This is a genomic window from Aquibium pacificum (assembly GCF_040839445.1).
In the GTDB taxonomy this organism is placed as follows: domain Bacteria; phylum Pseudomonadota; class Alphaproteobacteria; order Rhizobiales; family Rhizobiaceae; genus Aquibium; species Aquibium pacificus.
In genome coordinates this window covers 39,057-57,515 of the sequence record NZ_JBDPGJ010000011.1, presented here as the reverse complement: position 1 = coordinate 57,515, position 18,459 = coordinate 39,057, and the positions used below count along the sequence as shown (strand labels likewise).

The 18,459-nt window shown below is 66.5% G+C and carries 16 protein-coding genes; 5 read left to right on the top strand and 11 right to left on the bottom strand.

Annotation, left to right across the window (positions count from 1 at the left end):
* Positions 1–158: 158 nt before the first annotated feature.
* The 3 genes from ABGN05_RS29085 to ABGN05_RS29075 are packed head-to-tail and all read right to left on the bottom strand — an operon-like array spanning position 159 to position 3,821.
* Complete coding sequence (locus ABGN05_RS29085) at positions 159–1,481, bottom strand: sigma-54-dependent transcriptional regulator (protein ID WP_373695997.1); 1,323 nt, start codon at positions 1,479–1,481, stop codon at positions 159–161.
* Positions 1,471–2,934: a sensor histidine kinase gene (locus ABGN05_RS29080; RefSeq protein WP_367957538.1), complete on the bottom strand. Its 1,464-nt coding sequence runs from the start codon at positions 2,932–2,934 to the stop codon at positions 1,471–1,473. The genes ABGN05_RS29085 and ABGN05_RS29080 overlap by 11 nt, the downstream gene beginning before the upstream one ends.
* Complete coding sequence (locus ABGN05_RS29075) at positions 2,931–3,821, bottom strand: substrate-binding domain-containing protein (RefSeq protein ID WP_373695994.1); 891 nt, start codon at positions 3,819–3,821, stop codon at positions 2,931–2,933. The genes ABGN05_RS29080 and ABGN05_RS29075 overlap by 4 nt, the downstream gene beginning before the upstream one ends.
* Before the next feature lie 243 nt (positions 3,822–4,064).
* Between ABGN05_RS29075 and ABGN05_RS29070 the strand changes: the two genes are divergently transcribed.
* The 4 genes from ABGN05_RS29070 to ABGN05_RS29055 all read left to right on the top strand — a co-directional run bounded on the left by ABGN05_RS29070 (position 4,065) and on the right by ABGN05_RS29055 (position 8,778).
* Positions 4,065–4,586, top strand: a complete 522-nt coding sequence (locus tag ABGN05_RS29070; RefSeq protein WP_367957537.1) for an arsenate reductase (azurin) small subunit — start codon at positions 4,065–4,067, stop codon at positions 4,584–4,586.
* Positions 4,587–4,597: 11 nt separating this feature from the next.
* The gene (locus tag ABGN05_RS29065; protein WP_367957536.1) at positions 4,598–7,066 is read left to right on the top strand and encodes an arsenate reductase (azurin) large subunit; all 2,469 of its coding nucleotides are present in this window, start codon (positions 4,598–4,600) and stop codon (positions 7,064–7,066) included.
* A 123-nt stretch (positions 7,067–7,189) separates the two neighbouring features.
* Positions 7,190–7,522: a c-type cytochrome gene (locus ABGN05_RS29060; RefSeq protein WP_367957535.1), complete on the top strand. Its 333-nt coding sequence runs from the start codon at positions 7,190–7,192 to the stop codon at positions 7,520–7,522.
* Positions 7,519–8,778, top strand: coding sequence for a molybdopterin molybdotransferase MoeA (locus tag ABGN05_RS29055; RefSeq protein WP_367957534.1), 1,260 nt, complete (start codon positions 7,519–7,521; stop codon positions 8,776–8,778). Before ABGN05_RS29060 ends, ABGN05_RS29055 begins: the two co-directional genes overlap by 4 nt.
* 99 nt (positions 8,779–8,877) lie before the next feature.
* Here ABGN05_RS29055 and ABGN05_RS29050 read toward each other — a convergent pair whose 3' ends face one another.
* The 8 genes from ABGN05_RS29050 to ABGN05_RS29015 all read right to left on the bottom strand — a co-directional run bounded on the left by ABGN05_RS29050 (position 8,878) and on the right by ABGN05_RS29015 (position 17,376).
* Entirely contained in the window at positions 8,878–10,524 is a 1,647-nt protein-coding gene (locus ABGN05_RS29050; RefSeq protein ID WP_367957533.1) for a dihydroxyacetone kinase subunit DhaK, read from the bottom strand.
* 10 nt (positions 10,525–10,534) lie between these two features.
* A complete protein-coding gene (locus ABGN05_RS29045) occupies positions 10,535–11,530 on the bottom strand; it encodes an ABC transporter ATP-binding protein (protein WP_367957532.1) in 996 nt (331 codons plus the stop codon).
* Complete coding sequence (locus tag ABGN05_RS29040; RefSeq protein WP_367957531.1) at positions 11,523–12,641, bottom strand: ABC transporter ATP-binding protein; 1,119 nt, start codon at positions 12,639–12,641, stop codon at positions 11,523–11,525. The genes ABGN05_RS29045 and ABGN05_RS29040 overlap by 8 nt, the downstream gene beginning before the upstream one ends.
* 4 nt (positions 12,642–12,645) lie before the next feature.
* Positions 12,646–12,942, bottom strand: a complete 297-nt coding sequence (locus ABGN05_RS29035; protein WP_367957607.1) for a hypothetical protein — start codon at positions 12,940–12,942, stop codon at positions 12,646–12,648.
* Complete coding sequence (locus tag ABGN05_RS29030) at positions 12,939–13,877, bottom strand: carbohydrate ABC transporter permease (RefSeq protein WP_367957530.1); 939 nt, start codon at positions 13,875–13,877, stop codon at positions 12,939–12,941. The genes ABGN05_RS29035 and ABGN05_RS29030 overlap by 4 nt, the downstream gene beginning before the upstream one ends.
* Entirely contained in the window at positions 13,874–14,821 is a 948-nt protein-coding gene (locus ABGN05_RS29025) for a carbohydrate ABC transporter permease (RefSeq protein ID WP_367957529.1), read from the bottom strand. Before ABGN05_RS29025 ends, ABGN05_RS29030 begins: the two co-directional genes overlap by 4 nt.
* 78 nt (positions 14,822–14,899) lie before the next feature.
* Complete coding sequence (locus ABGN05_RS29020; protein ID WP_367957528.1) at positions 14,900–16,225, bottom strand: ABC transporter substrate-binding protein; 1,326 nt, start codon at positions 16,223–16,225, stop codon at positions 14,900–14,902.
* Positions 16,226–16,350: 125 nt separating this feature from the next.
* Complete coding sequence (locus ABGN05_RS29015) at positions 16,351–17,376, bottom strand: LacI family DNA-binding transcriptional regulator (RefSeq protein WP_367957527.1); 1,026 nt, start codon at positions 17,374–17,376, stop codon at positions 16,351–16,353.
* A gap of 169 nt (positions 17,377–17,545) precedes the next feature.
* On the opposite strand from ABGN05_RS29015, the gene ABGN05_RS29010 reads away from it, so the two are divergent.
* Positions 17,546–18,370: an AraC family transcriptional regulator gene (locus ABGN05_RS29010; RefSeq protein ID WP_367957526.1), complete on the top strand. Its 825-nt coding sequence runs from the start codon at positions 17,546–17,548 to the stop codon at positions 18,368–18,370.
* Positions 18,371–18,459 lie beyond the last annotated feature (89 nt).

Below are 18,459 nucleotides of genomic sequence, written 5' to 3'. Positions count from 1 at the left end.
CACTTCGGTCGGCAGAGGATGACGAAGCGGATGGGATAGCGCTGGGGGGCGTCTGTTCCAGCAACTTGGGTCAAGCGGTCGCGACCGCCCTGCCCTGCCGGTCTCGGAGTTGGCACGGCTCACAACTCTCGATAACGCCGAGAACCAGCGAGTGTGTCTCACGCTCGAACCCCGAGGCGCGTCATCTTCTCCCACAGCGTCGAGCGGCCGATGCCCAGCAGTTCGGCGGCCTTGATGACCTGGCCGTCGGTCTGTTCGAGCGCACGCTCGATCTGCCGGCGCTCGGCCGCATCGCGGACGTCGGCCAGCGGGAGGAAGCCCGGTCTGGCTTGCGTTCCCGGTCGATCGGGAAAGAGGTCGCCCGGCATGATCCACTCGGACGCGGTCAGCGCCACCGCCCGGTCGACGCGGTTGCGCAGCTCGCGCACGTTGCCGGGCCACGGGTGCGCCAGGGCTGCTTCCTCCGTCAGGGCGCTGAAGCCGCGGATGCAAGCGTCCGAGCGTGCCGCGGCATTCTCCAGAAAGTGGTCGAGCAGCCAGACGATGTCCTCCGGCCGCTGCCTGAGCGGCGGTATGTCGACCGGGAGAACGGCGAGCCGGAAGTAGAGATCCTCGCGGAAGCCCGACGACTGACCGGGCGCGAGGTTGCGGTGGGTGGCCGCGACGATGCGCGCACGGAAGGGTACCGCCGCTTCGCCGCCGAGGCGGGTGAAGGATTCGCTCTCGATCAGGCGCAGCAGCTTGGCCTGAAGCGCGGCCGGCATGTCGCCGATCTCGTCGAGGAAGAGCGTGCCGCCCCTGGCGCGCTCGGCATAGCCGAGATGGCGCTGATGAGCGCCGGTGAAGGCGCCCTTCTCGTGGCCGAAGAGTTCGCTTTCCAGGAGATCGGCGGGGATTGCGGCGCAGTTTACCGCGACGAAGGGCTGCTCCGCGCGCGCCGAAACCTGATGCAGGAGCCGCGCCGCGACCTCCTTGCCCGATCCGGTCTCTCCGGTGATCAGCACCGGCAGGTCATGCGCCGCGTAGCGATCGATGAGGTCTTCGGCGTGCTGGATCGCGGGCGACCGGCCGAGCATGTATTCCTTCAGCCGCGCGCCCCCGCGCGTGCTGCGGCGGCCGGTGGCAATCCGCTTCAGGAAATCCTCCATGGCGAAGGGTTTGGTCATGAAGTCGACCGCGCCGGAGCGCATGAGGCGGACGGCCTGGTCGATCTCGGCGAAGCCCGTGACGAACAGGAACGGCGGCGTGTTCGGCTGCCGGGCCATTTGCTCGAACACCGCCTCGCCGGACATGTCCGGCAGGCGAATGTCGCAGATCACGAGGTCGAGCGCGCCGGCGACGCGGCCTAGTCCGGCAACGGCCTCGTGGCCCGTCTGCCACCAGCACACGTCCCAGCCTTCGAGTTCCAGCCGCTGGACGATGGAGCCGCCCATGACCGGATCGTCCTCGACCAGCCCGACGCGGGCGCGCTCAGGCGGCATGATTGCGTTCATGGGATGCTTCCTCCTTGATCGGCAGGATCAGGGTCACGACCGACCCTCCCGACGGTCTTGCTTCGACGGTGGCCCTTCCCCCGCAGGCTTCGACCATGCGGCGCACCATCCAAAGGCCGAGCCCTCTTCCGGCGCGGACGGCCGGGCCGGGATCGTCGTCGCTGAGCATGGCGATCGAATCCCTGGGCATTCCCGGACCCTCGTCCGAGACCCAAATCTTCAACCGGTGCGCCGTCCGCTCGACCCTCAGACCGATTTCGCCTGCCTCCGGCGTGGCGGCGCTGGCGTTGAGCAAAAGGTTCAGCACCGCCTGCCGCACCGGACCGCCAGGGATCGCAGCAGTGAACCCGGCCGGCCAGTCGACCCGCCAGTCCAGTCTCTGCCTGCGCCGGCGCAGCTCGGGTTTCATCAGTACCTTGATGTCCTCGAGGTCGTCGGCGCTCAGAGGCCGGGCGGATCGTTCGGGGCGGTAGGTGGCGAGCGCGGCCTCGACGACCTCGCGGATGCCGTTCAGCCCGCGCTCGATCAGACTGATCGAGGTGTCGCGCACGCCCGGCGTCCGCCCGTGCGTCTTCAGGGTGTCGATGGCGTTGAACAGACCGCCGAGCGGATTGTTGATCTCGTGCGCCATGCCCGAGGCCAGCCGCCCGAGACTTGCCAGCTTCTCCTCCTCGGCAAGCTGCATGGCGAAGTTGGCGCGTTCGCGCTCGGCATGAACGAGCGCATTGTAGCCGCTGAAGAGGCTCGCCACTTCGCCGCCCCGCGACGGGAACTCGCGCGACGAAATGGGTTCGGCGACACCGTTCGCCGCGGCGCGCATGTGATCCTCGAGCACGCGCATCGGCTCGATCATGCGGCGGACCAGCAGGAAGCCGCCAAGCGAGAAGATCGCCGCCAGTACGCCGTTGGTGACAAGCAGCGTCGCCAGGATCTCGCGGCGTTCGGCAAAGATGTGCGAGGCGTCGAAGGCGGTGTGGATCGCACCGATCTTCTGGCCCTGGTAGACGAGGTCGCGATAGGCGAAACCCGTGTCCGCCTCCCGGTCGAAGGTCACCGTGCTCGCCCCGTAACGCGCGGCATAGGCCTCCGGAAGCTCCGAGAAGGACGGGATGCGCGTCGGATCGGTGGCCGCCAGAACCTTGCCGTCGGCACCGGTGACGACGGCCTCGATCGGCGACAGCGCCTGGTAGGACTTTTGCGACCGGTCGAGCGCGTCGAAGACTTCCCAGACGTCGCCGCGCAAGACGGCGGGCAGCACCGCCGCGGTCAATCCGTCGAGATAGCTGCCGGCGAGGCCGTCGATGAAGGCTTCCTGCGTGCGCGACAGGCGGTCGAGCACCCGTTCGGAGATCACCGCGCTGATCGTCACCATCAGCAGCGCCACCAGGATGGGCACGCGGTACGAGACCGGAATGGCGCGGAGGCGACCGAAGACCCTCATCCGAACCGCCTCACCGCATCGACCTTGGCGGCGATCGTGTCGAACAGGGCCGGCTCGGTGGCGACGAAGCCGTCGAGCCGCAGCAGCGCCAGGACCTTGCGGCCTTCCTCGTGACGGTCCATCCCCGTCAATGCGTCCTTGAGGCGGGCGAGGCGCGCGTCGCCGGCAAGCGCGCGGGCCGAGGCGACGGGCGGAAATCCCAGCCATTCGGAGCGGCGCACGATCCGCGTCTGGTCCACGAGGCCGGGCTCCATCTCGCGCATGACGTCCCAGACATAGCCGTCCACGCTGCCGGACTGGGCGAGACCCGACGCGACCGCGCGGATCACGTTGCGGTGGCCGTAGGTGTAGAAGCTGCGGGCGAAGAAGCCTTCCGGCTTCAGCCCGTTCTCGGCGAGTAGTGCGCGCGTGACGAGGAAGCCGGAGTTGGAGTCGGGATCGGAAAAGGCATGAATATCGCCCTTCAGGTCTTCCCACCGCTCGGTTTGCCTGTCGGCGGCGGCGATCAGATAGGACTGGTAGAGCGGCCTGCCGTGCCAAGACGGGGTGGCCACGAGATCGAGCTCCGACTTGAACTGCACGTAAGGATAGCCGCAGATCCACGCCGCATGGAGCTGGCCCGCGACGAGCAGCGCCGTGATTTCCTGATAGGTCCGACGGCTGACCAGTTCCACGGGTTCGCCGATCGCCTCGGTGAGATAGGCGCGCAAGAGCGCGAGCAGTTCGAGATCGTTCGACAGGAAGACCGGCGTCAGGCCGAACTTGAATCCCTCCTGCGCGGAGGCTCGCCCTGGCGCAAGCACGAGCGAAACGGCTGCGCCGCCGCACAGCGCAAGCGCCGAACGGCGGTCGAGACCCTGGCTCGTGGCTGGGTGCCGCGCGGTCACGTCATCGTTCCTCCCGCTGGATAGAATAGCGCCGCGGGGCGTCGAAATCGACCGGAATCCTGAATTTGCGGCTCCGTCCGGGTTTCCGGACCAACGGCGGCGCAGCATGTCCGGAAATCCGGACGCAGCTTTTTCGCACGTTCCGCAAGTGCCTGAATTTGCTCGTGTCGGCCGTTCCTCCCGGACTGGCACCCTCCTTGCAGCATCCCCTCGCGTACCCACTCGCGAACCAGGGAGGATGGAATGGATCGCTGCACCAAATTGGTCGATGTCGGCCGTCGACAGTTTCTGCGAGGCGGCGCACTTGCTGCCGCCGCTACCGCCACCGCCGTTGCGCTGCCAGCCGCGCCAGCAAAGGCGGCTGCCCTTGCGCGGGTCGACTATCCTTCCAACCGGCTTGGAAACGTCGCCGACCTCAAGCCGAACGAGCCGTTCGACGTGTCCTACCCGGACGAGAATGCGCCGGGCGTGCTCCTGAAGCTCGGCACCCCCGTCGAGGGCGGCGCCGGCCCGGACGGCGACATCGTCGGCTTCTCGACCATCTGCCCGCACAAGGGATTTCCGCTCAACTACGTCGCCGCCGACCGCACGCTGAACTGCCCCGGCCACTATTCCCGCTTCGACTGCGAAGCCGGCGGCCAGCAGGTCTGGGGTCAGGCCACGCAGAACCTGCCGCAATACGCGCTGAGGGTGGACGAGAAGGGCGACATCTACGCCGAGGGCGTGGATGAGTTGCTCTACGGCCGCCTGTCGAACGTGCTCTGAGGGAGGGGAAAATGGCCTACAAGCGACAGATCGACCGCCTGCCGATCATTCCGGCTGATGCCAAGAAGCACAATGTCACCTGCCACTACTGCATCGTCGGATGCGGCTACCATGCCTACACCTGGCCGGTGAACAAGCAGGGCGGCACCGACGCCGCCGCCAACGCCTTCGGCGTGAACCTCGCCGAGCAGCAGCCGGCCGAGACCGACGCCTGGTATGCGCCGTCGATGTACAACATCGTCAAGCAGGACGGAAAGGACGTCCACCTCGTCATAAAGCCCGACCATGGCTGCGTGGTGAACTCCGGCCTGGGCTCCGTGCGCGGCGCGCGCATGGCGGAAAACCGCCGCTCCGACAAGACCGGCACCCAGCAGCAGCGTCTGACCGAGCCGATGGTGTGGCGCTACGGCACCTGGCAGCCGACCAGCTGGAACGACGCGCTCGACCTCGTTGCCCGCGTCACGGCCCGCGTCATCGACAAGGACGACGAGGACCACCTGTTCGTCTCGATGTTCGATCATGGCGGTTCGGCCGGCGGCTACGAGAACACCTGGGGCACGGGAAAACTCTATTTCGGCTCAATGAAGGTCAAGAACTGCCGCATCCACAACCGGCCGGCCTACAATTCCGAGGTCCACTCGACCCGCGACATGGGCATCGACGAACTGAACTACGCATACGAGGATTATACGCTCGCCGACACGATCATGCTTGTCGGCACCAACCCGCTGGAATGCCAGACCAATCTGTTCCTGAACCACATGGTTCCGGGCATGCGCAACGGCGCCAAGGTGATCATCGTCGATCCCCGCCGCACCGTGACCGCCAATGCGTGCGAGGTGGAAGCCGGCGCGGACAACGTGCTGCACCTGGCAATCAAGACCGGCACGGATCTCGCGCTGTTCAACACGCTGTTCACCTACATCGCCGACCAGGGCTGGGTGGACAAGGACTTCATCGCGGCCTCCACGCTCCAAGGCGACGTCGCTGTGCCGCAGGACGAGGCGCATCCGGCGGCGCTCGGCTCGTTCGAGATGGCGCGGGCGAAGTGCAAGATGTCGCTCGCCGAAGGCGCGTCGATCACCGGGCTTGCCGAGGCCGACATCGTCAAGGCTGCCGAGTGGATCGCCAAGCCGAACGAGGACGGCTCGCGCCGCAAGTGCGCCACGGGCTACGAGAAGGGCATCATCTGGGGCAACGACAACTACCGCGTCATCGGCGCGCTGGTGAACATCGGCCTGGCGACCGGCAATATCGGCCGGGAGGGCGGCGGCGTCTGCCGTCTCGGCGGCCACCAGGAAGGCTATTTCCGTCCCTCGGACGCGCATGTCGGGCGGCCCGCGCCCTACATCGACCAACTCATCATCGCTGGCCACGGCAAGGTGCATCACATCTGGGCCAACGACCACTACAAGACGACGCTCAACGCGACCGAGTTCAAGCGCGAATACAACCGCCGGACCAACATGGTGAAGGACGCCATGGACGCCCATGCGGGCGCGACGCGGGAGGAACTGGTCGAGGCCATTGTCGGCGCGATCAACGCGGGCGGGCTGTTCTCGGTCAACGTGGACATCATCCACAGCCAGATCGGCCAGGCCGCTCACGTCATCCTGCCGGCGGTCGAATCCGGCGAGATGAACCTGACCTCCATGAACGGCGAGCGCCGCATGCGGCTGGTCGAGAAATACATGGACGGTCCGGGCAACGCCAAGCCGGACTGCCTGATCGCGGCGGGGCTCGCCCAGAACCTCGAGCGGGTGCTGCGCGAGGAGGGCCGCGAGGCCTATGCCGACCAGTTCAAGGGCTACGACTGGAAGACCGAGGAAGACGCCTTCATGGACGGCTATCATTCCGGCAATCCGGAAGTGACCTACGACCGGTTGCGCGCCATGGGCAACAACGGCGTGCAGGAACCCGTCGTCGGCTTCGAGAACGGCCAGCTGGTCGGGACGAAGCGTCTCTACACCGACGGCAAGTTCACGCGGCACGGCCGCGAGGACGGCAAGGCGCTGTTCTGCGGCGGCGAATGGCGCGGGCTGCAGGCGCCCGGCAAGGCCTACCAGAGGGACAACTACGCGTTCCTCATCAACAACGGCCGCGCCAACGTCATCTGGCAGAACTGGTTCCTCGACAAGGCCAACGACTTCGTCTCCGACCGTTTCCCGATCCCCTATATCGAGATCAATCCGGAGGACATGGCCGAACTCGGGGTCAAGGCCGGCGACCTGGTCGAGGTCTTCAACGACGTCGGCGCCACGCAGGCGCTGGTCTATCCGACGCCGACCGCACGGCGGAAGGAGACCTTCATGGTGTTCGGCGCCCCCAACGGCGCGCAGGGCAACATCGTCAATGCCGGGACGAACGAACTCATCCTGCCCAACTACAAGCACACCTGGGCCAACATCCGGAAGATCTCCGATGCGCCGGCCTCGGCGGCGGATCTCTCATTCAAGTCGATGGAGTACAGCGCGGGCTGACCACCGCGCATCGCGCCGCCGGGCAACGGCCCGGCGGCGCCTTCAGCATCAGACCGGAGTGCATCGTGACGTCATCGACCATGACGGTCGTGGGGGGGGGCAGCTTTTGTCTTCGTCGCATCCTTGGCCCACGCCCAGGACACCGAGGCCGGCAAGGGCGTCTTCAAGAAATGCGCCGCCTGCCATGCCACCGACACCACCACCAACAAGGTCGGCCCGCATCTCGGCGACGTTATCGGCCGAACGGCCGGCACCGTCGAAGGGTTCAACTACTCGAAGGCCATGAAGGACGCGGGCGCCGCCGGTCTCGTCTGGGACGAAGCGCATCTGACCGAATATCTCGCAGCACCCAAGGCGAAGGTGCCCGGCACGAAGATGGCCTTCGCCGGCATCAAGAAGCCGGACGAACTTGTCAATCTCGTCGCCTATCTGAAGACCCTGCCGGAGTCACCATGACCCTGACCGCCCTCGCTCTTCCGGATCATTGCGAAGCCGGCGCGACCGGGGCGGTCATTCCCGTCGACATCGCCGCCGCCAAGGCGACCTCGGCGGTGGTGCCGGTCGCAGAGACCGAAACGCTCGACCTGCTCGCCGCGATCGGCCGCGTGCTCGCGATGGACGTCGTCGCAAGCCTGAACCTGCCGCCGTTCGACGCCTCCGCGATGGACGGGTACGCGGTAAAGGCGGACGCCTTCGCGGGACAGGGTCCGTGGCGTCTCAAGGTGACGGGGCGCATCGCGGCAGGCGACACTCCCGCGCAATCCTCTGAAGGCTCGGTCCGCATCCTGACCGGCGCGCCGGTCCCGCAAGGATTCGACACCGTCGTCATGCAGGAGAAGTGCCGCGTCGACGGCGACTCCATCGTCATCGACCAGAAGCAGCGTTCGGTCCAGAACGTGCGGATCGCCGGAGAGGACGTGCGCCGGGGCGAGTCTCTGCTGGAGGCGGGCGAGACTCTGAAACCCCAGCACCTTGCGCTGCTTGCCGGTCAGGGCATGGCCGGGATAGCGGTCCGCAGAAAGATCCGCGTGGGGTTGATATCGACGGGCAACGAACTGCGTGAGCCGGGCCAGCCGATTCATCCCGGACAGATCTTCAACTCGAACCGCGTGATGCTGCGCGCCAGTCTCGACGCGTGCCGCTGGGCCGAGGTGCTCGACTTCGGCATCGTCCCCGACACGCGCGAGGCGATCGCCGCGGCCCTGGCTGGGGCGGCCACGAAATGCGACGCAATCATCACCACGGGCGGCGTTTCGGCCGGAGAGGAAGACCACGTCACCTGGGCCGTAGGCTCCGGCGGCGGCATGCTCGACGTCATGAAGGTCGCAATGCGGCCCGGCAAGCCGGTGAAGGTCGGGAAGCTTGGCGGAGCGCTCTTCCTCGGCCTTCCCGGCAATCCCAACGCCACGCTCGTCACCTTCCGCATGATCGCGCTACCGGCCCTGCGCAGGCTGTCGGGCCTGTCGCACACCGCGCCGACCTGGACGCAGGCCGTCGCCGATTTCACCTACGAGAAACGTCCCGACCGCACGGAATTCGTGCCGGTGTGCCTCGGCGCCGCAGGTTCGGACGGATTGTCGCGTGTCACCATGCTCGGCCGCGGCTCCTCGGCCAGCCTGCGGGCGATCTCGCGGGCGGACGGAATAGCGCTGCTTCCACCGGGCGTGGACCGCGTCGAGCCAGGGATGCGTGTCGTCTTCGAGGCGATCTGAGCCGCCTTGATCATGTCCAACGATGCACGCTGCCCCTGCTCGCCGCCGCGCGGCTAGGGCTACGATCGACGGCGCAAGGTTGCGTCTGCGGTCCCTGCCCTACTCGGCGGCCTCGCCGACGTGCCGTGCCTTGTGCAGCCGCTCGAACAGGCGCGCGACCGCCTCGGCTCCCGGATCATTGATGCCTGCGAGGCGGTCCTGCGAAATGTAGCTGGCACGGCCGGCCTTCGCCTTCTTCATCGACCCCGTCGCGTCGGCGCCCTTTCGGGCCGCCACGGCCGCCGCGCCGAGCCCCTCGGGCAGTGCCGCCAGCGCCGGCATCAGCGCGTCCACCATGGTACGGTCGCCGGGGCCGGCGCCGCCCACCTGGCGTATCCGGTCGAGCCCGGCGGCGAGCGCGGAGATCCAGTCCTTGCCGCCGGCGGAGGCGTCGCCAGCGGCGGTGAAGAAGATCGCGAGCAGCACGCCCGAGGAACCGCCCATGGTCTGGCTGAGTTCCATGCCCACCGCCCGATAGAGCTGGGTCAGGTCGGCCAGCGGCAGCCGGTCGAGCGCGGCGACCAGCGCGCGCGCGGCCGTGGCGAGTGTTGAGCCCGTGTCGCCGTCGCCGGCGCGCGCGTCGAGCGCGTTCAGGTCCGCCTCGGCGGCGATCAGGATGTCGCAGCACGTCTTGATGAGCTCCCGCTTGGCCGCGTTGGCCGACGGCATCGGCTGGATCGGCGTCAGCCCGTCCGGCAACGGCAGGATCTCCACCCGGCCGAACGACGAGAGCCCCGGCCATGCCCACGGCACCACGGGTGCAAGCAGCGCCGTCTCGGCTTCCTTCGACAGCGGCAGCATGGAAAGCGAAAATCCCTGCATGTCGAGCGAGGTCATCATCGCCGCCGGTCCGATGATCCAGCGGATCTGTCCTGCAATGGACGAGCGCGCCAGTTCCTCGGCCAGCACCGACATTTCCAGATGCGTCGCGCCGCCGAGATTGTTCAGGAGCGCCACGTGCGGACCGGGCTTCATGCGCGGCGCCAGCCGGCCGATGACGGCCTCCATCGCCTGCCGGGCATCCTTGAAGCTCACCTGCTCCGCGCCGGCCTCGCCATGGATGCCAAGGCCGAGTTCTGCGTGCCCCGGCCGAATGCGCTCGTCCTTCGGCGAACCGGGGATGGTGCAGGTGTCGAGCGACATGCCGATCGAGACGACGCCGTCGATGACGCGTTTCGCGGCGGCCGTCACGGCCTCCAGGTTCTCGCCGGCCTCGGCCAGAGCGCCCGCGATCTTGTGCACGAACAGCGTGCCGGCCACGCCGCGCGCCTGCGGCAGGTCGGGCAGCGCCACGTCGTCATCGACGATCACCATGTTCACCGCGAGCCCGAAGGCGCGGGCGCGCTCCGCCGCGAGGCCGAAATTGAGCCGGTCTCCGGTGTAGTTCTTCACGATCAGCAGGCAGCCCGCCTTGCCCGTGACGCTCAGGATGGCGGCGAGCACCGCGTCGACCGACGGCGAGGCGAAGACGTCGCCGCAGACCGCCGCCGTCAGCATCCCCTGCCCGACGAAGCCGGCATGGGCGGGCTCGTGGCCGGAGCCGCCGCCCGACACGATCGCCACTTTCGACCTGTCCCAGTCGGTGCGCAGCACGACCTTGATGTGCGGATAGCCGTCGAGCCGGGCAAGCCGGCCTCCAGAGCCGCGCAGGAGACCGTCGATCGCCTCGACGACCAGGGCTTCCTTGCTGTTGATGAACTGCGTCATGCATCCCTCCTCAGATGACACGGTCGCCATGGGCGTCGAAGTAGAGCGGTTCCTGCGGCCTCAGCGAGATCACATCGCCGCTTCGGAGCGGCGTATGCGGATCGGCGAGCGTGACCAGCGGATGGCCCTCGATGGCAAGGTGAAGCCGCGTCTGGTCGCCGAGATGCTCGACCCGCGTCACGCGGGCCTGCCGCCCCTCGCCTTCCCGGATGTGCTCGGGCCTCAGCCCGATCCATTGCGCACCCGCCGGCGCCGGTCCGAACAATCCCGCGGGAAGCGTGTTGATGCGCGGCTGGCCGAGCCTGGTCGCCACGTAGACGCTGACCGGATTCTCGTAAATCTCGCGCGGCGTGCCGAACTGGACCAGCCGGCCGGCATCGAGCACGCCGACATGCGTTGCCATGGTCATCGCCTCGATCTGGTCGTGTGTGACGTAGACGAGCGTCGAGCCGAGGTCGGACTGGATGCGCTTCAGTTCCACGCGCAGGTCGGCGCGCAGCTTGGCGTCGAGCGAGCTCAGCGGTTCGTCCATCAGGAAAACCTGCGGCTTGCGCACCAGCGCGCGGCCGATCGAGACGCGCTGCATTTCGCCGCCGGAAAGCGCGGTCGCCTTGTTGTCGAGCTTGTGGGAGATCTGCAGCACCTCGGCCACCTCGGCGACACGGCGGGCGATCTGTGCTGGCGGCGTGTTCAGGATCGGCGACTTGAGCGGAAACTCGAGGTTCTGGCGCACCGTCAGGTGCGGGTAGAGCGAATACTGCTGGAAGACCATCGCCACGTTGCGCTGCGCCGGGCTGTCCGCCAGCACGCTGCGCCCGTCGATCAGGATGTCGCCCGCGTCCGGTTGTTCCAGCCCCGCGATGAGGCGCAGCGTGGTCGTCTTGCCGGCACCCGTCGGACCGAGCAGCACGACGAATGCGCCGTCGGGAACCGAGAGATCCATGCCGTCGACCGCTACCGTATCGCCGAACCGCTTGGAGACGGACGTGAGAACGACCTCAGCCATGGGTTGTCTCCCTGACCTCGCGCCCGCGTACCGGCTCGCGTTCCAGCGCGAGCGCGCGGCCGGTCTCGGCATCGAACAGCGACAGCGTCTGCGTCACGAAGGAGAGGCCGACCCGCTCTCCCACCTTGACGGGATCCGAGGATGCGATGCGCGCCTTGAGGTCTCCGTTCGGCGTGTCAAGGGTGACGATCTGGGTGGTGCCGAGATATTCCACCGCAATCACATCGCCCCGGTAGGCGCCGTCGTCACTCAGCCGGACGTGTTCGGGCCGTACGCCGAGCGCCGCCCGCGCGCCGCTCGTCGCCTCCAGGGCCTGCGGCACCGGAACCTCGACACCCGAGAGCCGCACCGTCCGGGCGCCCGCCGCGACTTGTTCGTCGAAGCGGAGGAAGTTCATGGGCGGCGAGCCGATGAAGTCGGCCACGAACATGGTGGCGGGGAAATCATAGATGTCCTGCGGCGTGCCCCACTGCTCGACCACGCCGCGGTTCATGACGACGATCTTGTCGCCCATCTGCATGGCTTCCAGCTGGTCGTGGGTGACGTAGACGGTGGTCGCGCCCATGCGGTCGTGCAGGGCGCGCAGTTCCTCGGCCATGCGTTCGCGGAACTCCGCGTCGAGCGCGCCAAGGGGCTCGTCCATCAGGAAGGCCTTGGGCTCGCGCACGATCGCGCGGCCGAGCGCTACGCGCTGGCGGTCGCCGGACGACAGGCCCCCGACCGGCCGATCGAGGATGTCCTCGATGCCGAGGATGCCGGCCACCTCGCCCACGCGGCGGCGGACCTCGGCGCGCGGCATGCCCTGGCTCACCAGTGGATAAGAGATGTTTCGCCGCACGTTCATGTGCGGATAGAGCGCGAACATCTGGAACACGAAGGCGATGTCGCGGGCGCTCGCCGGCACCTGCGCGACATCCTTGCCGTCCAGCAGGATCTGCCCCGAGGTCGGCAGTTCGAGCCCCGCGATCATGCGCAGGGTCGTCGTCTTGCCGCAGCCCGAGGGGCCGAGCAGCATGAAGAACTCGCCGTCCTCGATGGTGAAGTCGGATTCCCGCACCGCGACGAAATCGCCGAATTCCTTGCGCAGGTTGCGGATGACGATCTGCGCCATCGGGCTACTCCGGGAAGTGGCTGACGATGATGAACATCACCGTGCCCACCAGCGTGACAAGGAAGGACCAGGAATAGGCCCACATGAAAAAGGGCTGCATAAGCATCACCACGCCGACGCCGATCGTGATCGACGCCGCCATTTCCCATGGTCCACGGACAAGAATCCGCTGTGCCGGGTGAATGCGATAGCGCGCCTTCGGCCGCTCGTTTGCCGAAGCGGCATCGGGCCGCGGCACGGTGTTTTCGGCGTCGCGTTCCGCCTTCGTCAGCGTGTCGGCGGAGGAGAATGGCTGTCTCATTTGCGCACCGCCCCGAAGGTGATGCCGCGCAGCAGGTGCTTTCGCAGCAGGATGGTGAACACCATCACCGGGATCAGGAACAGGGTGGTGCCGGCGGCGACCGCGGGCCAGTCCTTGCCGATGCCGATGATCGTCGGGATGAAGGGGGGCGCGGTCTGAGCCGTGCCCGAGGTGAGCAGCACCGCGAAGGCGTATTCGTTCCACGAGAAGATCAGGCAGAAGATGGCGGTCGAGGCGATGCCGGTTGCCGCCTGCGGCAGCACGACCTTGTAGAACGCCTGGAACCGCGAATAGCCGTCGATCAGCGCCGCCTCTTCGTATTCGCGCGGGATCTCGTCGATGAAGCCCTTCAGCAGCCAGACCGCGAGCGAGATGTTCACCGCGGTGTAGAGCAGGATCATGCCGAGATGGGTGTCGGACAGCCCCAGCGTGCGGAACATCAGGAAGATCGGGATCGCCACCGCGATCGGCGGCATCATCCTCGTGGAGAGGATGAAGAACAAAAGGTCATCCTTCAGCGGCACCTTGAAGCGGGAAAAGGCGTAGGCTGCGAGCGTGCCGAGGAAGATCGACAGGAACGTCGAACCGAAGCCGATGATGACCGAGTTCAGGAACCGCTCGCCGAACCGGGACGGCCCCGAGATCACCATGTCGTACTGGCGCACGATGCCGTCGTACCAGGTCTGGGGCGGTCCCAGCGCCTCGAGCTGGTCCGGGTTCATGCGCGTGCGCGTGGTAAAGAGATTGACGTAGCCCTCGAGCGTCGGCGTGAAGATCACCTTCGGCGGGTAGGCGATGGCGTCGCTGGGCGACTTGAAGCCGGTGGCGACGATCCAGAACAGCGGGACCAGCGTCACGACGGTGTAGGCAGCCACGAGCAGGCCCGCGATCCACTTCTGCCGCGCAGACGCCTCCGTGATGGAATATCCGCTCATCGCTGCTTCACCTTGTTCAGCGCCTTCACATAGATCGAGGCGAGGCCGAAGACGGTCACGAAGAGGATGATGGCGTAGGCCGACGAGTAGCCTGTCCGCCACTTCTCGAAGGCCTCGCGCTTCAGATTGATCGAGGTGAGTTCGGTGGTCGACCCCGGCCCCCCGCCGGTGAGCAGCGTCACCATGTCGAACATCTTGAAGTTCTCGATGCCGCGGAAGAGCACGGCCAGCATCAGGAACGGCAGCACCATGGGCACGGTGATGGTCCAGAACTGTCGCCAGGGTGAGGCGCGGTCGATGGCCGCGGCTTCGTAGATGTAGTCGGGTATTGAGCGCAGTCCTGCCAGGCAGATCAGCATCACGAACGGTGTCCACATCCAGGTGTCGACAATGACGATCGACCAGGGCGCCAGCGAGACGTCGCCGATCATCGAGAAGGACGACGGATCGATGCCGGTGAAGAAGGAGACCACGTAGTTGAACAGGCCGATCTGCGGCTGGTAGAGGAAGGTCCAGAAGTTCCCCACCACGGCGGGCGACAGCATCATCGGCAGCACGATGATCGTGGTCCACAGGTCGTTGCCCTTGAACTTGCGATTGATCAGCCAGGCGAGCGCGAAGCCGAGCGCCACCTGCAGCACGATGGTCCAGATCAGGAAGTGCGCCGTCGCCTGCATCGACAGCCAGATGTCGCCATCGGTAAGGATGCGTGTGTAATTGCGGATGCCGACCCATTCGAGCTCGGCACCGGCGCGGTTGGCCCGGTAGTTGGTCAGGCTCAGCCGGATGGTCCAGACCAGCGGGAAGATGTTGATCGCCAGAAGCAGCGCAATCGTCGGGGTCACGAAGATCCAGGCCAGCGCCCGGTCCGACAGTCCGCGTGCGCGCGAGGCAATGGCTGGCGGAGTGGCGAAGGCGACGCGCTCGATTGGACTGTGGGTCATGTTCGTCTCTCTGCCCGGGCCGTCGGGTCCGCGCGCGGACCCGACGGTGTCCTCAGGACCTGAACTCAGGTCGTCCTGTCAGAGCTTGCCTTCATCCTCGAAGGTCTCGGTCCAGTCCGCCACGAGGCCGTCGAGCGCTTCCTGGGCGGTGCCCTGCCCGGCCACCACGTAGTCGTGGAAGCGCTTCTGCGTGTCCTGCAGGAGTGTGGCATAGGACGGCTCGGCCCAGAAGTCCTTCACGATCGCCATGGAGTCGAGGAAGGTCTGAGCATAGGGCTGGCTCTGCGGGAAGTCGGGCGCGAGCGTCACCGCCTTCAGGCAAGAGAAGCCGCCCATCGACCACCACTTGGCCTGCACGTCGGGCTGGGCGAACCACTTGATGTACTCCAGCGCCGCGTCCTGCTTGGTCGAGGCGGCGACGACCGATATCCCCTGCCCGCCGAGCTGGGCGAACTGGTCGCCGTCAGGCCCCGCCGGGTTGGCGAAATAGCCGGTCTTGCCACGGCCGACGTCCATGTCGGTCTCGAAGCCCGGCCAGGTGAAAGCGAAGTTCATCTGCAGCGCCACCTGGCCCGATTTGAAGGCGTCGATGCCCTCGGACATGTAGGTGTTGGACGTGCCCGGCGCGACGCAGCAATCATAGAGCGCCTTATAGTATTCGAGCCCTGCGACGGCCCCCGGACCGTTGACGTAGCCTTCCATATCGTAGGGCTTGTCGGGGTTCTCGTACTTGAAGCCAAACGAGTAGAGCACGTCCATCGCGCCCATCGTGATGCCTTCCGAGCCACGCTCGGTGTAGATCGAGGCGCCGTAGACGGTCTTGCCGTCGATCTCGCGCTTCTGGAAGAACTCGGCGATGTCCTTGAGCTCGGCGAAGGTCTTGGGCACCGCGAGGTCGCGGCCGTACTTCTCCTTGAAGGCGGTCTGGATTTCGGGGCGCTCGAACCAGTCCTTGCGGTAGGTCCAGCCGACAACGTCGCCAAAGGCGGGCAGCGCCCAGTAGTTCGGCGTGTTCTTTGGCCATTCGGCGTATCCGGTCACGGTCGCATCGATGAAATCGTCCATCTTGATGCCGTTGGCATCGAAGAAGTCGTTCAGCTTGACGTACCAGCCGTTCTCGGCGGCGCCGCCGATCCACTGGCTGTCGCCGATCATCAGGTCGCAGAGCTGTCCGCCCGAATTCAATTCATTGAGCATGCGGTCGGCGAAATTCGGCCACGGCACGAACTCGAAGCTCATCTTGTGGCCGGACTGCGCCTCGAAGTCCTTAGACAGTTCGACCAGGGCATTCGCCGGGTCCCAGGAGGCCCAGCAGAGGGTGAGGTCTTCGGCCTGCGCGGAATTCGCGGAGAGCGCGGCCGTAATCGAGATGGCAGCGACTGCCGCCAGATGGGCACGTTTCATGATGGATCCTCCCGAGTGGGTGCAAACGCAACGCCTACGACAGGGAGACTAGATGAGGTACGTACCTCATGTCAATCACGTTTCCGCAGGGGAACATTCTCCTCCCGTGCGGGCCGGGAATTCGGTCAGGAAAGATTCTCGCGGACGACGATCTCGATGCGTATGCGCTCCTGCCCCGGAACGATCCCGACGCCGTCGATCTTCGCCCGCAGGATACGCAGCGCGCTCCTCACGATATGGCCGACATCCTGGCTGACCACGGCATCGATATCGCCGCTTCGCAGGGCTTCGCGCGTCACGCTCGTCAGTTCGTGTGCGACGATCGTCAACTGCCGGGCGCGGTGATGGGCGCGCAGAACCTCGACGAGGGCGCGGCTGCCATGGCCGACCGAATAGACCCCCGTCAGGTCTGGGCGCGCATCGAGCACTTCGGAGACGACCCGGGCGGTGATGTCCTCGTCATCGTGGTTCTCCAGCGACGGCAGAACTTCGATCTCGGGGAAGCTCTCGGCCATTACCTGGTCGAAGCCGAGCCGCCGCTCGACGTTGTCGCGCGCCTGCATGGAACTGACGAGCACCATCACCGATCCGCCGCGTTTTCCATGGAATTTGCCCATCAGGAAGGCTGCCGTGCGCCCTCCGGCAATGTTGTCGATGCCGACGAAATGGTCGCGCTCGGTGTTCGGAAGGTCGGAAACGAGTGCCACGATGGGAACGCCGTCGCTCTTGAGGCGCAAGATGGCGTCGCGCACATGCGGCGTCTCCGGCGCGAAGATCGCGACGCCGTCGGTGTTGGCAGAATTGAGGGTGCGCAACGTACGCACCAGCGCGTGGGGATTGCCGGCGGGAAACGACAGCGTGCGGATTTCCGTCCGGTCCGCAGCCGAACTCCTCCCGGCTTCGGCGAGCGCATCGCGCAATGTCGCCACGAACAGTTCCGGCGCCTCGGGCAGGACGAAGGTAAGCCGGTACCGACGCTGCCGGGCGAGATTCGCCGCGGTGACGTCGCGCACATAGCCGAGCTGGTCGATGGCGGCATTGACGCGCTGGACCGTCTTCTCGGTAACGCCCGGGCGGGCGTTGAGAACACGGTCGACCGTGGCGAGGCTCACCCCCGCGGCCCTGGCGATGTCATTGACTGTCGGCCGCATCACAAACCACTCCAGAGTGGCCGAATATCGTGCGTCTCCTGAGGTACGTCAATCATGTCAGTTCTTTCCTCCGATCCGGCAAGCCTCCGGCTACGCGCCGCCTTGACGCCGGAAACTGGTCGGACCAAACTTCGGCCAAGAGCCCGGCAAGGGCTCGTGGGAGGAAAACATGACCGCGATCAGGCTCTACCGGGGCAGGTTCGGGCATTTCTCGTTCCTGAATGCGGCCAGCGATCTGGTGACACATGCCCATGCCGAAAGCCACATCATCATCTGGCTCGACGGCGAACCTGGGCGCATTCAAGTCGGCACCCGGAGCGTTGTGCTCGGACCTAGGACCGCGGTCGGCATCAACTCATTCGAGCCGCACAGCCACAGCTTCCCGGGCGGCGAGCCCGGCCTCTTCCTCGCGCTTTACATCGAGCCGGCCTGGGTGGCCGAACGCCTCGGCCTGCCCCACGGCGCGCCGATCTTCCGCCATCCGGCCATTCCGCTTGACAGCGAACTGCGTTCGATCGCTCTGGGCTTCTTCCGGCAGCTTGCGGACGGCGAGGAGCGGTTCGATCTGACGGCTGGCGAGATGGAGCGGCTGATCGACTGCCTGGTCGAAGCGTCGAGGCCCGGGCGGGCGCCAGGGTGGGATCAGGCCGCGCGCCACCGGCATCTCGACTTCCGTGTACGCAAGGCGGTCGCGCTGATGCGCGCCAACCTCGCCGCCCGCGTGTGCCTGGACGAACTCGCGCGCGCTGTCGGACTCTCTCGTCCGCATTTCTTCGCGCTGTTCAAGCGCGAGACAAACCTGACGCCGAACGTCTACTGGAACACGCTGCGCATGGAGGAGGCCCTGCGCCAGCTGCAGAGTTCCGAGGAATCGCTGACGGACCTCGCCTGCCATCTCGGCTTCACCACGCAGGGCAACTTCACCCGCTTCTTCCGCGACCACGCCGGCGTGCCTCCGACGCTCTACCGGGAGGCCGCGCGCGTGGCGGCGTAACGGTTTTTCATACTCTTCGATAAGCCGCCAAGACGCATTGATAAGCGGAGCGGCGCGGTCCGCCTAGAGTGAGGCTCCCTGAACCGCGC